The organism is Streptomyces sp. NPDC058619, assembly GCF_042717785.1.
In the GTDB taxonomy this organism is placed as follows: domain Bacteria; phylum Actinomycetota; class Actinomycetes; order Streptomycetales; family Streptomycetaceae; genus Streptomyces.
This window is the reverse complement of the sequence record NZ_JBHXQN010000094.1, coordinates 1-14,376: the sequence shown is the minus strand read 5'-3', so window position 1 is coordinate 14,376 and position 14,376 is coordinate 1. Positions and strand designations below refer to the sequence as shown.

Sequence of the window (14,376 nt, the reverse complement as noted above, 5' to 3'; positions counted from 1 at the left end):
GAGTGAAGGCCCGCACCCGCAAGAACCCCACCAGCAAGTACGGCCCGAACGCCGGACAGCACCCCCAGAGGGCCCAGAACTACACCATCCACACCGCCGTCGCGTTCTTCAAGCACGGCCTCAGCAACCGCTCACGGCGCTAACGCAACGGTGTTGGGCCTGATGTTTTCCCGTGATCTTGAACACGTTGCTGTTACGCCGCGGGGGCTTGGTCTTGTCGGTAGCGCAGGCGTGTCTTGTGGGGTGTGAGGTAGCCCCAGTGGGTGTGCTTGCGTAGGCGGCGTCTGTTGTAGAAGGTTTCGATGAAGTCGAAGATGTCGGCGCGGGCGGTGGCCCGGTCGGGCCAGAAGCGGGTGCCGATCTCCTCTTTGAGTACGGCCCAGAAGCTCTCCGCGGCGGCGTTGTCGAAGCAGCTCCCGGTCCGGCCCATGCTCTGCCGGTGTCCCAACTCGCGCACTATGTCGCGGAGTTGTCCCGATGTGTATTCCGATCCGCGGTCGCTGTGGATCACGCAGCCGGGCTCCAGGCGTCCCAGCGCGACGGCCATGTCCAGGGCGTCGACGACAAGCTCGGCGCGGTGGTGGTCGGCCATCGAGTACCCGATGATCTCGCGTGTGGCCAGGTCCAGCCACGAGGCGAGGTAGAGCCGGCCCTCGGCCGTGGGGATGTAGGTGATGTCTCCGACGATCTTTGGTCCGGGTCGGGTGGCGGTGAAGTCCCGGCCGATCAGGTCCGGTGACGGGGCGGCCTTGGTGTCGGTCTTGGTCAGGCTGCGGCGGCCGGTGCGCCGGCTGTTCCCGGCGATGCCGTTCTCCCGCATGACCCGTGCCACCCGCTTGTGGTTGACCGGTTGGCCCTGCCGGCGCAGTTCGGCGGTGACGCGCGGGACGCCGTAGTTCCGCCGGGACGCGATGTGGATCACCGTGATCTGGTGGGCCAGGGCCTTCCCGGTACTCGCGCAGGTCCCGCACTACTGCCAGCGCCGTCAACCCGCGCCTCCTCGCCGTCGACCGGACCGCAGATCGGTCGCACGGGCTGAGAACGCTTCAGGAATCCCGAAGTTACGTCACAGCCCGGCAGAGCACCCGAAAGAGGAAGACCGAGTCGGCGACTGCCTCGCGGAGGAGGGGGACGGATGGATGCCTCACCCTCTGGATTCGGCCGCAATCCAGTTCTGCCAGACGTGGATCGTATTGGGCACCTCGGGACGATCGAGGAGCCAGAGAACATAGCCGGCATGCCGCCGTGCCCATGGATTGTCAGACCGAGCGGCAGTCTCCAGCCTGCCGCGCAGATCCTCACTGTCGACGGCTCGAGCAACGCGCAGGTACTCGCGGTCCTTACAGCGGTAGGCCCTCCGAACGACGATCTCGACCAGGTCGGTGAGCTTCGCCCTGGCCGTCTCGCCGTGGCCAGCGGCCGCCACGTCCCGTATGAGGCTCTGCTTCGTGCCCCACTTCTTGGCATGCCGGGTCCACTCCTGCGGATACCTTGCCTCCCATTCCAGGAAGAGGAGCGCATAGGGCAGACCCTGCCAGGTCCCGACGTCCCCGGCCGGGCGGTTCCACAATGCGTTGGGCAGCGAGTACCTCCCGGCTTCGACGTACATCTCGTGTGCCTGCAGGAAGGCCGGATCCCGCCACTGCTCCTGTCCGCCAAGCGACAGTGTCAAGCGCCACAAGTCGTTGAACCGACCAAGGGCATCCCGCACGTTCCCCTGGGCATCAGCAAGACGGACCAGCGCCGCAGCCCGCTCGGCCGGATCGTCGGCTATCAGCCCGAACGCCCAGCCCAACCGCGCGTCCCATGCATGAGCTTCATCAACTCCCACACCTGCATCCGCTTCCTTTGTCACACAGGAGATCATCCCCCAGCCACTACACCGAGGGGCATCGACCCTCGCATTCATCCAGAGCACAGATCGGCCGGACAGGGTGAGAGACATTCAGGAATCTCGAAGCTACGTCAGTGGGCAGTCGAGCCCCCGACGAAGGAAGAACCCCCTGGCCACAGGGTCAAGTGCTCCGCGGAGGTGCGGGGAACTCGCGGGATGTCGCACAAGGCCCCGCACCGCGAATTCGGGCCTGAGGGGGCCAGCCGGGCGGGAGGGTGGGACCGGGCCGTTGAGGCCGGTGGGGCGTCACGACCTGCACTGAGACCACCGCGGGGCTCATCGCCAGCCGGGGCGGGGCGGCCCGGACGGGTCAGCTGCGGCGGCGCTTGACGATCAGCGTGCCGGTGAGGCCGAGGCCCGCGCCGATGACGGCGCCGAGTGCCAGCCACTGCCAAGGCAGGCCCGCTTCCGCAGACGCAGCTTCCGCCGGGGCCGCAGCGGTCTGCCCGGTGCTGGGGGTCGGGGTGGGCGTGTTCGTGGGGGCCGGGGCCAGGGGGTCGACGTCAGGGGCTCCCGGGTTGCCCGCCTTTTCGAGCAGGACCATGCGCGGGCGGACCGCCCCGTAGCCGATCCAGTCGTTGCGCTTGGCGCCGTCCGTGGGGCCACCGGCGGTCTCGATGAGGACGCGCGCGACTTGGTTCGCGGTCCAATCGGGGTGAGCCGACCAGACGAGAGCGGCGGAGGCGGAAGCCAGGGCAGTGGCGTACGAGGTGCCTCCATCTTTCACGCACCAGGCGGTGTTCTCCTTGCAGCGGATCGTGGCCTTGCTGCCGTATGCGGACAGGTCCGTGGTGTGCCCGTGGGAGGAGAGCTTCAGTGGCATGGCCTTCTCGTCGATGGCTCCCACCTGTCCAGAACCCACAATTCGGGGGCAGATGCAGGTATGGCATGAGGAGGCGCGCGTTGCTCATCGTGATCTCGCGGGCGAAGCCCTCGACGCGTTCCGTGGGACGGGCTCGGGGACGTGGCGTTCGGGGGCGGCCCGGCGCCGTCCACGGCCCACGGCGGCCAACCCCGCGCCCCGGCGCCGGTCACGGCGGCGCCGGGGCCCTCAGGCCTGCATCTTCTGACAGGTGACCTTGGCGCTGTGGTACGGGAAGGTGACGGTGTCGCCCTTCCACCCCACGCTGCACGGTTCCCCTCTCTCACGGCGTGCCGGGCCGATCCCGGCATCACCGTCCATCGCTTCCCCACCGTGCGAACGCAGCCGCGCCGGGCGCCCGGGGTGTACTCGTTTGCAGACGTCAGGTGCCCTCGCCGTGACCGGAGGACGTCACGGGTGGGGCCAGGCTCCATGCGCGATGGCCCCCAAGCGGATGAGAGGTTCGCTCGAGCGCTGTCCTCAACGTGCCCCTGGACGTCTCAGTTCGGCGTTCGCGACACCGCTGTTTCGACGCGTGTGTGTTCGGGGCCTGTGGGGCGTAGTTGTTTGTTGCGGCTGGGGCCGTGCCATTCCAGGCACAGGACGGTGGCGTCGTCGGCGAGGCGTCCGTCGTGGTGGTCCATGACGGCCCGCATGAGGCGACGCAGGGTTTCGGCGACGGGCAGGCCGTTGGCGTGGTGGCGGATGACGAAGTCGGTGAACTGGTCCATGCCGAAGGGGCGGCCGTTACGGTCGCGGGCTTCGGTGATGCCGTCGGTGTAGAGCAGGATGCGGTCGCCGGGTTCCAGCTGCTCGCGGCGCAGGGTGATGGGGAGTCCCAGGTCGGTGCCGAGCGGGTGGGCGGGCGGGCAGGACAGGGCGGTGGTCCAGCGGCCGGCGCGGATGAGGATGGGCGGGTGGTGGCCGCGGTTGATCCAGCTGAAGAGTCCGGTGTCGGCGTTGACATCTCCCAGTACGGCGGTGACGTAGGTGTTGTGCCCGAAGTGTTCGATCAAACTTTCCTCGATGCGCTCGCTGGTGGTGACCAGGTCGGTGTCCTGGCGGCGCTGGTTGCGGCAGGCGGTCACTGCCACGTTGGCGGCCAGCCCGGCGTGGCTGTCGTGGCCCATGGCGTCGAAGATGCCCAGGTGCACCTGATCACCGGCGATGGCGTAGTCGAACGCGTCGCCGCCGACCTCGTAGGCGGGCTCCATCGCCGCGGCGACTACCACGTTCGAATTGGCGAACGAGCGTGGCGGCATCAGATTCCACTGCAGTTCGGCGGCGAGGTTCATCGCCTCGGTGCGCACCAGGCGGGGGTGGGCGTCGCTGTGGGGTCGTTTGCCGACCACGAGCAGGCCCACCAGGGAGGCCAGGGTGTTCAGCTGTTCCGTCTCGACTCCGTCGGCGAGGTCGGCGCCCAGGACGCCGATGCGTTCGGTGCCGTCGAGGATGGGCACCCACCATCTGCGGGGAGTGGCTTCGGGGCCTGGCAGGGGGCGGATGGTGGTGAACACGCGGCCGGGCAGCGTGCCCTCGATGAGGAGCGTCTCGCCGCCCTCGGCGGCATCGATGCCGCGGCCGGTGGCCTCCCGCAGGACCTGCTCTCGCAGGTCGGCCAGGAAGATCCGCACGTTGTCCATGCCGGCTCGGCCTGCGTGGCCGGCCACCAGGCCGGGCAATTGATCGAACGAGCACAGGTGCCCGTCGTCCAGGATCCGGGTGAGCATCTCCAGCATGTCCGAGTGCCGGTCCACGTCCTCATCCTCCCAAGCCGTGGATATCCCCTCCCAGCATGCGCCGCCACCGGTCGGCGGACCCCCTGACCCGGCGCGAAGCTTGTAGAGCAGCGTTGGAAGACGAGGGAACGCGGGACCGCAGACCATCCGCTTCACCAGCCAAGCTGGGTCGGCGCGGGATCAGCCACCTCAGAGGTTCAGCGTGATGGCGTAGGCCAGGAAGAACAGGGCGATGACGAAGGCAAGGAGGCAGATCAGCACCAGGGGTCCCTTTCCCCAGCCGCGGGTGAGGGGCCGGTACGGTCCGGTTCCTGTGCCAGTGCTTGATTCGCCGGGCGGAGTCTCGCCAGGCGGGACCCCGGTCCTTGCGCCGGGTGAAGGCGTACGGCGCGGATCTGGTTCCGAATCCTGTGCGGACATGACGTGACCTCCTCGGAGAAGCTTGAGCAGCTGCCCGGCGTATACGCCCCAGAGGCTGTCCGGCCGACCCGGTAGCCGTCTTGCCACGGTGAGGGCGCCCGCCGTCGGTGGCGCGTCCCGGTGAGGTGAGCACGCGTAGTGCCTGATGGACGCCCGCAATTCCAGGCCCTCGGCGAGAGTGCGTCACGCAGGACGAGGCGTTGTCACATGCCGTGGCAGGTCCCACCGCGGACCATGTCCAGGTGCATGGCGACCACCGGGCGCGCCTTCTTGGCCGCAGTGGTGGTCTCGGTGTCCTGGCCCTGGCTGATCTGCTGGTCGATTAGCGTGAGCGTCTTGGCGTGGCCGGCTTCCTGAGCCATCAGCCAAGCCTTGTCGTAGTCGGGGCTGCCGGCCTTGGACCGGACGTCGGCGAGCGTGGCCTGCTGCTCACGGGTCGGGGCCCCCGGCAGGGAGACGTCGCCCTTCTTCGCCAGCGCGGAGAGCTCGGCGTCGAGCTTGGTGTGATCGCTGACCAGAGTGGCACCGGCCTGCTTGACGCACGTCGTGGTCGCGTTCTTCTGGGCATCCTGACCGGCGGCGATCTCCGCCAGGTTGCTCTGGTGGGCCATCTGCACGAAACGCGCATCGGCGCTGCCCGGAGCCGGAGCGGCGGTCACCGCCGACACCCCGGAACACGCCAGGGAAGCCGTGAACACTGCGATCGTCAACACTCTTGCACGCATGGTTCCTCCCAGACCGCGGGCGGCCCGAGCAGGCCGGCAAGACCGCGGCACCCGGCGCCTGTCCATACCGCCTGAAAACAAACCACACGCTGAAGCCACCGACACAGCCCTGCAGGCCGCCCCGCCATGCAGCGGTCATGCCGAGTGTGTTCTCGAGGCCGCAGCACGGGCAGGACTCGATGCCCTCCGCGAGTATCCGGTGGGCCTCCTCGCGCCCGAGTGGCTTGCCACCGCTCATGCGCAGTCCCAGACGTGAACGCGTAGCGCCTTCGGACCGGACCCGTCCGGATGGATTCGAGTTTCCAGTCCGGGGGCGGAGACAGGGACCGGCGAGCCGCCAGGCGGCGAGCTCCGGTCGCCTGGCGGCTCCCGCTCCATCACCGTCGGCGCCGTCACCCGTGCGGGGCAAAGAATGCGTGACAGGCGCACGCAACGCCGAGATTTATCCGAATCGCCGGAATGGCGGAATGCTCGCACGTGTGGACGGGTCTGATTATCTGGCAGGTGGTGAGGAGAATGGCCCGCATAGGGTAAATGTACTCCCTGTTTAGGTCGCATATCTGATGATCTCCGCCGTGAATTCTGATATTACCTGCGCGTCCTTCGCTTTCCTGTATCCCGGCGCGCCCCCTTTTTTTGTTTGGGGTCATCCTCGCCTCGGAGAGTTACTGCGTAATATGCCGTTTCATCCATCAGGCTTTCCGGGCGATCGGTCAGGGCCCGGCATGCCACGGCCCCTCTAGGAAACGGCCTCTCGATGAAACTGAGAAACCTTCAAGCGGCTCGGCGCCGTGCTTTGTCCGGCGGGCTGGCCTCGGGTATCGCGGCGACGGTCGCCGCCGTCATGGTCGCCGTCACTCCGACGATGGCACTGGCGATCGCCACCCCGGTGCCGCTGGCCACGGCGGCGAGCTACTCCGTGCTGGCCGGCTCACAGGTCACGAACACGGGCCCCTCCGTGATCAGCCGCGACCTCGGGGTGCACCCGGGCACGGCGATCACCGGATTCCCGCCCGGTCAGGTGCTCGGTGCCGTGCACTCCGCTGACGCTGCCGCCCTCCAGGCAAAGAGCGACCTGGTCACGGCGTACAACAACGCCGCCGGCCAGGCCACGGACTTCGCGCTGCCGGCGGGAATCGGCACGGGCACCACCCTGCTTCCCGGTGTCCACACGGCCGTGGCCGGTGTGGGACTCACCGGCGACCTCATCCTGAACGCCGGCGGAGATCCGAACGCCGTCTGGGTGTTCCAGATTCCCGAGGCGCTGACCACGGCATCGTCCAGCCGGGTGCTTCTCACCAACGGTGCTTCGGCGTGCAACGTGTACTGGCAGATCGGTAGTTCGGCCACGCTCGGCACCGACTCCACCTTCGTGGGGACGATCATGGCGCTGACCTCGATCAGCGTGACCACGGGTGCGAACATCGAGGGCCGGGCCTTGGCCCGCAATGGCGCCGTGACACTCGACACCAACCGGATCTTCCTGGGGACGTGCGCGACCGGCGGCACCACCGGCGGAACGACGACCGGCACCACGACCGGCACGACGACGGGCACCACGACCGGCACCACCGGCGGAACGACGACCGGCACCACGACGGGCACCACGACCGGCACGACGACCGGCACGACAGCTGGCACCACGGGCGGTACGACCGGCGGGACTTCGGGTGTCCTTGGCGGCGTACTCGGCGGTGTGACGACGGGCGGCGGGCTGCTCGGCGGCCCCATCGCGAACCTCGTGACCGGCGGCACCTCGGGGAACATCTCCGGCAACACTTCCGGGAACACCGCGGGGAACACGACCGGGGCCGCTACCGCGGGCAATACGACCGGCGGGCACATCACGGGCGGAAGTATCACCGGCGGGAACATCACCGGTGGGAACGTTGGCAAGCCGGGCAGGCCTGGTCACGGTGAGGGGCCGGGCAGGCCTGGTCACGGTCACGGTGAGGGGCCGGGCAGGCCTGGTCACGGTCACGGTGAGGGGCCGGGCAGGCCTGGTCACGGTCACGGTGAGGGGCCGGGCAAGCCGGGCCACGGTCACGGTGAGGGGCCGGGCAGGCCTGGTCACGGTCACGGTGAGGGGCCGGGCAAGCCGGGCCACGGTGGGAAGCCCGGTGCGCACCATGGCTATGGCGTCGAGCCCGTGAACTTCGACTACGAGGTCTTCGAGGGCTAGGCACGGGCCGTACGAAGTCCGCCCAGCGGACCGCGGCGTGCGGCGGAGCCCTGATTGGCTCCGCCGCACACAACCGGGCGCGCAGGAAGGCCGGACGTGAGCAGCCGATACGAGAAAGGCAGGGTGGGGCGTGTTGAGCGGATTCGAATCGCCGGCTGTGAAGGAGCTCCAACAGGCCGGATCTGATCCGGATCCGCGGGAGCAGCGCGATGGCACAGCGATGCCGCACCGGCCGGCCCTAGGCGCCCGTGTGCTGGCGGTGACGCTCCGCGCCGCGGTGGCCGTGTGTCTGCTGACGACTTTGACCCACGTGGTCCTGCTGTTTCTCCACGTGGCGCCCCCCAATTCCGTCTCGAACCGGTTCAGTCCGCAGATCAACGCCTGGGTCTTTCCCCTCTTCGAACAGAACTGGCGGCTCTTCGCGCCTGAACCCGACTCCGTAAATCGCACGATTCTCGCAAGGACCGCCCACACTGCCCCGAACGGTTCGGCTCAAGTGAGCGCCTGGTTCGATCTGAGCGCGGTGGACAATTCGGCGGTGGAGCACAACGTCTTCCCGAGTCATACGACGCAGAACCTCCTGCGCCGCGCCTGGACCTCCTACGGCGAAACACATGGAGGAGACGACACGGCGGACTCGGACCGCGCCGTGATGATGCAGAAGTACCTGCGGAACATCGCCGTGGCCCGTGTCAGGGCCCACCGCGACGGCGGCGCCTTCGACTTCATCCAGCTTCGCGTCCTCACGCAGCCGATCGCCGCACCGGGCACTTCGGGCGGCAAACAACCGCCGGCGCCTGCCGACGAACGGCTTCTGCCGTGGTGGAAGGTGACGTCCCCGTGAGAACTGAGCACACCCCCAAGCCCCCGCCCCGCCCCGCCCCGCCGGCGGGCTCCATGCGCGGCAACACGCAGAGGACGGCACAGCGCTGCCTCGCGGCGGTCACCGCCCGGCCCGTCTCGCTGTACGCCGTGGCGGTCATGCGGGCCGGCTACGGCATGCTCTACCTGCTCTTCCTCCTGCGCGAGTTCCCGCACCGCCACGAGATCTGGGGGCCCGCCTCTCCCTGGACGCCGGAGCTCTCACAGCAGCTCTTCGACCAGACGGGCTGGAACAGCATCCTGGCCCTGTCCGACAGCCGCGCCTACTTCGAACTCTGCTACGTGACGGCCCTCCTGGCGTCGGCGCTGTTCATGCTGGGCTGGCGGACCCGTGCCACGTCTGTTCTGTTCGCCGTCGTGGTGACCTCGTTCCATGCGAAGGCCATCTTCATGACGGACGGAGGCGACAACCTGATCCTGCTGATGGCCATCTACCTCGCCTTCACCGCGTGCGGCCGCCGCTGGTCCCTGGACGCCCGCAGACACCGCCTCCGTACGGCCCGTACTACCGGTGCGCCCGAACAGCGGAAGAGCCGTGTGTCGCCCCGCCTCCGTGAAGCGCGCACCACCTTGACGACGGTCGTGCACAACTGCGCCCTCTTCGTCATGGCGGCAGAGGTCTGCTTCCTGTACGGGTCAGCAGGCCTGTACAAGGTCCAGGGCGCTTCCTGGGGCAGCGGCACCGCGCTCCACTACGTGTTGAACCTCGAACTCTTCCAGCCCTGGCCGGCGCTCTCCCACCTCGCGGACGACTACGCGATCCTGATCGCGATCGCCACCTACACGACGGTGCTCCTGCAAGTGGCCTTCCCCTTCGTGCTCTTCGGCAGGCTCAAGTATCCGGTCCTGGCCATGCTGCTGGGGATGCACCTGGGCATCGCGCTGATCATGGGGCTGCCCCTGTTCTCCGGAGCGATGATCGTGGCGGACGCCGTGTTCCTCCCCGACCGCTTCTACACCTCACTGGCCGCGCTGTGCCGCCGTACGGTCCGTCAGACGCCCCCTTGGCGGCAGGCGCCCGGTTCCCCGACTTCCGTAAGAGTCCCCCCACAGGGCACGCAGCTTGCGCCACCCGGCACACAGCCCGACTCTGCTGGACTCGGCGGGCGCCCGTCGGCTCGTCCCACATAGGTCCGGGCCGTCCGGGCGATAAGGCGCTCGGTGCGCTCCGGGTCCAGAGCCTGGGCCCGGAGACGGTCGTACATCACACTGAAGCTCCGGACCTCCGAACGAAGCTGCAGGTAGAAGTCGCTGGTCAGCCGCTCGAGATACACCGTCCCCATCCCCGTCCCCGCTCCTGTCCCGGGCGCATCGGCGAAGTGGAGGACGGAAAACTGTCCGGACAGCCCGGGATGGGCCCCCGCATCATGGGGGAGGACCTGCACGCTGATGTGCGGCTGCGCACCGAGACGGTTGAGGTGCTCGAGCTGTTCGCGCATGATGTCAGGGCTTCCCACGACACGGCGCAGCACCGCTTCGTCCAGGACGACCCGCAGGCGGAAGGGACGGGCCGGATGGTGAGCCCGGTGCTGTCGACGCATCCGTACCTCCACGCGTGCCGCAACCTGCTCGGAGGTGGGCTGAGGGATCATCCCCGAGATTACCGCGGTCGCATAGGCGGGGGTCTGCAGAAGGCCCGGGACCACCATGGGCTCGTAGGAACTGATGGAAGAGGCTTCCATCTCCAACCCGATGTAGACCGAGCTGGGGACCTCGCCGTAAGCGCTCCACCAGCCCTGCCGCCCCGATTCCCTCGCCATCCGCATCAACCCGTCGACGACCTGCTGGTCCGCGACTCCGTACAGACCGCACAGATCCCGTACGTCACGTGGACTGATCGCCCGACGGCCGGTCTCGATGAGGCTGATCTTGGGCTGGGAAACCATCAGCTGCTCAGCCACCTGCACACCGGTGAGGCCGCGCGCCAGGCGCAGTCGCCGGAGCTCCGCGCCCAGCCTGATCCGTCTGATGGTCGGGTTCTCATTCACCGCCACCGGCGGTCTACCTCCAGCTTCAGACTGTCTACCAGCCGAAAGAAACCGCACGGCTGAGCCCGGGCGGCATTCGCCGTGTATCGATGTACAACGAGCCTCGCTATTCGGCGTCACCGGGGAATAACGGCAAGTACGACGACGTCCTCGGCGCCGGCGACCTCGACCCACAAGCTGCCCGCCGAGCCACCAACCCTGCCCGGTGCGGACCACTGAAGATGGCCCCCGCAGGAGACCTTCTGCCCGGCACCGTCGCTACGGGCACCGGCCGCATGCTGATGGGCCTGACCGTCTTCACCGCCATGTCCACGTCGTGTCCTGGCCGCCGGCGACCGGCTGCCGCTCCTCTGGACCCCGCAGGAAAGCTAGCCTGCGAGCAGAGTCAGAAGCCGTTGTCGCTGCTGGTCGGACCCGTGGAGTCGACGTTCACCTCACACGTGATCAGCCGCCCTCGCCTGCACACCCCGGGCCTCCGGAGTAAGGACCGTCAGCCGCTCGGCCGGTCAGACGCGTGCTGGGCCCCGAAGAGACCATGGGTTCCGAGCGGGGCAGGGGCGAGCTGAACGGCACGGGGGCTCGGGTTTGCCCACGGATGCGGCACGGGCGGTAACGGCCGCCGGCGTGGGCACCAGGGGCTCGCTCTCCCCGCCCCGGGGGCCGGCGACGTGACGGCAAGCCCTGGGGGCGGGGGGCGGTGAGCCGCAGCCGCCCTTCCCGAGGCGACCAGGCCTCACCAGAACATACCTGAACACCTTCCTTCGAATACCCGCCGCACCGGCGGAGCGCCGCCCACCACTCGTATGCCAGCGACCACAGAGACGATCAGGCCCAGGGTGGACCATTTGCTGGTCCCAAGAGCGGACAGGGGCAGGCGGACATAGCGTCGGCCGGGTCCGCTCCAGGCATGATCCGAAAGGCTCGACCATGAAGCACATCGCCCGCGGTCTCACCCTGGCCTGCATGACCGCCGCCCTCCTCACCCCCGTCGCCGGAACTGCGTCCGCCGCACCCCAGACGCAGGTGCACGACGACAGGCGTAAGAACTGCGACTGCCGCGACAAGTACAACGACTACGACTACGACTACGGGCGATGGAGCAACGGCTACTACGGCGGCGGCATCGGACTTGGCCTCGGCCTCATCGTCCTCTGACCCGCCCCACACAGCGGGGGCCGGCATCCCTACAGGTCCTCACGGGACTGCCCGCCTTCCTCGCTCCGCTCGGCACAACGACCGACTGGCGCAGGCCGGGCCTCACGGCCCGGTGACCGTATGGCCGTCCGTTGTTCGATGAGAGTCAGCAGAACACCGGGACGTTCCAGGCCGGTGTCTCCGCCCGCCGCGTTCCGGGCCCTCCCAAAGGGAGCCAGGGGCTCGGCGCTGCTGGCCACTGTCGGTTCATGCCGACGGTGAGCAGGGCGTCGCGGCCCTCTCTCGCGTCCTGCAGGGGGTGCTGAGGTCATGCCGTCCACCAAGCTCGCCTCAGGCCGCGGTCGACGCGCCCGGCACCCTCGCCAGATACGCGACCGAGGCGTGCCGCTGCCCGCGACCGGCACATGGGGCACGCCGGGCAGGGCCCAGGCCGATCTCGTGCTCACCACCGCGCCCGCAGGCCGGCTTCAGAGGCGACAGGTCTCAGGGCCTTATCAACGCCATCGAGGAGAGGCGCGGGGAGAGGCGGGCAGCGATGCCACACCCGCTGCCACCTGCGATCGCGGCCCGCGTCCGTGGGTCGCGACCAGGGCGTCCCCGTCGAGGTCGCCTCCCGGATCGCCATCCTCGAAGACCAAGACCGGCTCGAGGAAGCGCAGCGCACGCTGAATACCGCGTGTCCGGATCGTCCAGTCCGCTGGCCGCGGCCTTTAGCCAGGCGCGCCGCCGGTCCTCGGCGAGCCTCCCTCGCAACACACGCGGTTCAGGGCGTGACGCGTGCTCGTTCCCTGCGGTGACAGCCTCTGTGGGCGTATATCGTTTGTGTCAGCTGTCGTGGTTCGGAGTTCCCCCTTTGACCTTCGCCCGCGAGCTGCTGGTGGAGGGGGTCTTCCGGCCGTGCGGCCACGGGGACGTCTGGATCTGGCCCACCAAGATCGACAACCGGGCCGCCCTCTGCATGGCGCTCAGCTCCCCCAGCGGCGACGCCCTGCTGGAGGCGCCCACCGCCTGCGTGTCGGCCTGGCTGGAGCGACCCGGCCAGGCTCACGAGAGCGTCAAGATCCGCAAGACGGCCAAGGTGAACGCCACTGCCCTCGGTCTTTTGTCGAGCCTCAGCCGCCAGGCCCTCCTTGCTGAGCCGCACTCGTCAGCATGATCGACCGGGTTTACGACTGTTCCTGCGCGCCCACGAGCCGTCGGCGGCATCACGTGGTACAGGAACCTCCTCTACGTCGTCGACACCTACAAGGGACTCAGAGTCTTCGACATGGACCGCATGTTCGAGGTCAGCACCGGACAGCCGGACGTATGCGGGCTCCACACAGACGGCCGCTACTACGCCTACGACTACCGATTCGTCCTGCCGCAGAGCAGTGCGTACGACAAACACTGGCACCCGAGTCCGGTTCTCGGCGATCGGACTGGACCGCGCCTCGAGCCCCGACAGCCTCACCGTGAGCGAGTACGCCACCGACCTCGCCAATCCCGTCGTCGACTACAACGGAAGCGGCTGGAACGGCAACAACACCACGATCACCACACCGAAGGTCATCCGCTGGCCCCTCAACTACACGACGCGCATGCTCTCATCGACCACCGCGACCGAGGCAGTCACGGTGAAGCAAGGCAAGATCCAAGGTGTCGTGTCACGGAACACCAAGCACTGCCTGTCGGCGAGCGCAGGCCCCGCCTCCAACGGCAGCCTCCGCACCGTCACCTCCGGCGCCGACACCCCAGCCACCGTCGTACGCCTGGGCAAGGGATGCGAGGACCTCAGCTCCTGCCGCTCCCGGGGGAGGGCGAATACCGCGTAGACGTGGCGGTTTCCGGCGTATTCGGTGAGGTTCCAGATCGCCGACTCGCGGTAAGGCCCAGTCTGTGGCGTCGGCGCTGTGGAACACAGTGGGGCCGCAGGGACGGGCGTCCCACAAGCAGCCGAACGTCGACGAAAAGGACTCCGAGTCCGCCGGTCGCCCATCCCGCGAACTGACGGGGGTCGGGAACTGCCCCGCGAGTCTGCGTGACCCACACGGCCGGAGGTCCCACGCCGCTTCCGGATCGGCGCAGGGCAGCACCCGGGCATCGTCGGGGACTCCACAGGCGGCAGTACCTCCGCAAGCCGGCGAGCAAGTCTCTGCAGAGGCAGCCTGCGAAGACGCCCTTGACCTCAAGCCAACTTGAGGTCCTAGGTTTCTCACAGAGCCGCAGGAACCGACCAGCGGACATTCCCCGGAGGGTCGCCATGACCGAGAACACAACCCACATCGAAATCCCCGACCGCTACCACTACGCCGTAATCCCGCACATCATGGTCGACGACGCCGCCACCGCCATCGACTTCTACCAACGGGCTTTCGGCGCCCGCGAGGAATTCAGGATCGACGCTCCGAACGGCCGAATTCTGCACGCCGAAATCACCATAGGCCGGTCCGCACTGATGCTCGGCGACGCCAGCGCCGACGAGGCGGAGAGGGCCTCCTTCGCCGCACCCACCTCACTCGGCGGAGGCACAACCGTCACACTTCACGT

Annotated in this window: 12 protein-coding genes and 2 pseudogenes; 7 read left to right on the top strand and 7 right to left on the bottom strand. The window is 68.3% G+C overall.

The features are described 5' to 3' along the window. Window positions 1–193 precede the first annotated feature (193 nt). The 6 genes from ACFWTC_RS37105 to ACFWTC_RS37080 form a co-directional block, all read right to left on the bottom strand. Window positions 194–940 carry an IS3 family transposase gene (locus ACFWTC_RS37105; protein WP_384030358.1) on the bottom strand — a complete coding sequence of 249 codons (747 nt, stop codon included), beginning with the start codon at window positions 938–940 and terminating at the stop codon, window positions 194–196. 204 nt (window positions 941–1,144) lie between these two features. Next, window positions 1,145–1,855, bottom strand: a complete 711-nt coding sequence (locus ACFWTC_RS37100; protein WP_383926793.1) for a hypothetical protein — start codon at window positions 1,853–1,855, stop codon at window positions 1,145–1,147. Between the two features lie 349 nt (window positions 1,856–2,204). After that, window positions 2,205–2,741: a S8 family serine peptidase gene (locus ACFWTC_RS37095; RefSeq protein ID WP_383926796.1), complete on the bottom strand. Its 537-nt coding sequence runs from the start codon at window positions 2,739–2,741 to the stop codon at window positions 2,205–2,207. A gap of 515 nt (window positions 2,742–3,256) precedes the next feature. Then, a complete protein-coding gene (locus ACFWTC_RS37090; protein ID WP_384030350.1) occupies window positions 3,257–4,513 on the bottom strand; it encodes a PP2C family protein-serine/threonine phosphatase in 1,257 nt (418 codons plus the stop codon). Between the two features lie 171 nt (window positions 4,514–4,684). Then, window positions 4,685–4,915, bottom strand: a complete 231-nt coding sequence (locus ACFWTC_RS37085; protein ID WP_383926802.1) for a DUF6480 family protein — start codon at window positions 4,913–4,915, stop codon at window positions 4,685–4,687. Window positions 4,916–5,118: 203 nt separating this feature from the next. Continuing rightward, window positions 5,119–5,625, bottom strand: coding sequence for a DUF4142 domain-containing protein (locus tag ACFWTC_RS37080; RefSeq protein ID WP_383926805.1), 507 nt, complete (start codon window positions 5,623–5,625; stop codon window positions 5,119–5,121). Between the two features lie 772 nt (window positions 5,626–6,397). Between ACFWTC_RS37080 and ACFWTC_RS37075 the strand changes: the two genes are divergently transcribed. The 3 genes from ACFWTC_RS37075 (at window position 6,398) to ACFWTC_RS37065 (ending at window position 9,835) form a co-directional block, all read left to right on the top strand. Continuing rightward, window positions 6,398–7,822 (top strand): ice-binding family protein, encoded by a 1,425-nt coding sequence (locus tag ACFWTC_RS37075; RefSeq protein WP_384075057.1) that lies wholly within the window; start codon window positions 6,398–6,400, stop codon window positions 7,820–7,822. A 220-nt stretch (window positions 7,823–8,042) separates the two neighbouring features. Then, a complete protein-coding gene (locus ACFWTC_RS37070) occupies window positions 8,043–8,666 on the top strand; it encodes a DUF5819 family protein (protein ID WP_383926867.1) in 624 nt (207 codons plus the stop codon). 53 nt (window positions 8,667–8,719) lie between these two features. Further along, a complete protein-coding gene (locus ACFWTC_RS37065; RefSeq protein ID WP_383926870.1) occupies window positions 8,720–9,835 on the top strand; it encodes an HTTM domain-containing protein in 1,116 nt (371 codons plus the stop codon). Here the strand turns inward: ACFWTC_RS37065 and ACFWTC_RS37060 are convergent. Then, window positions 9,829–10,698, bottom strand: a pseudogene (locus tag ACFWTC_RS37060) (helix-turn-helix domain-containing protein); the annotation flags it as partial. The gene ACFWTC_RS37065 and the pseudogene ACFWTC_RS37060 overlap by 7 nt on opposite strands. 921 nt (window positions 10,699–11,619) lie before the next feature. Between ACFWTC_RS37060 and ACFWTC_RS37055 the strand changes: the two are divergent. From ACFWTC_RS37055 to ACFWTC_RS37040, 4 genes and pseudogenes are all read left to right on the top strand, one after another. Further along, window positions 11,620–11,847, top strand: a complete 228-nt coding sequence (locus tag ACFWTC_RS37055) for a hypothetical protein (protein WP_384030354.1) — start codon at window positions 11,620–11,622, stop codon at window positions 11,845–11,847. An 856-nt stretch (window positions 11,848–12,703) separates the two neighbouring features. After that, a pseudogene (locus ACFWTC_RS37050) lies at window positions 12,704–13,003 on the top strand (SsgA family sporulation/cell division regulator); the annotation flags it as partial. 298 nt (window positions 13,004–13,301) lie between these two features. Beyond that, window positions 13,302–13,661 (top strand): hypothetical protein, encoded by a 360-nt coding sequence (locus ACFWTC_RS37045; RefSeq protein ID WP_383926813.1) that lies wholly within the window; start codon window positions 13,302–13,304, stop codon window positions 13,659–13,661. 428 nt (window positions 13,662–14,089) lie between these two features. Beyond that, the coding region (locus tag ACFWTC_RS37040) for a VOC family protein (protein WP_384075054.1) at window positions 14,090–14,376 on the top strand (287 nt) is incomplete at its 3' end.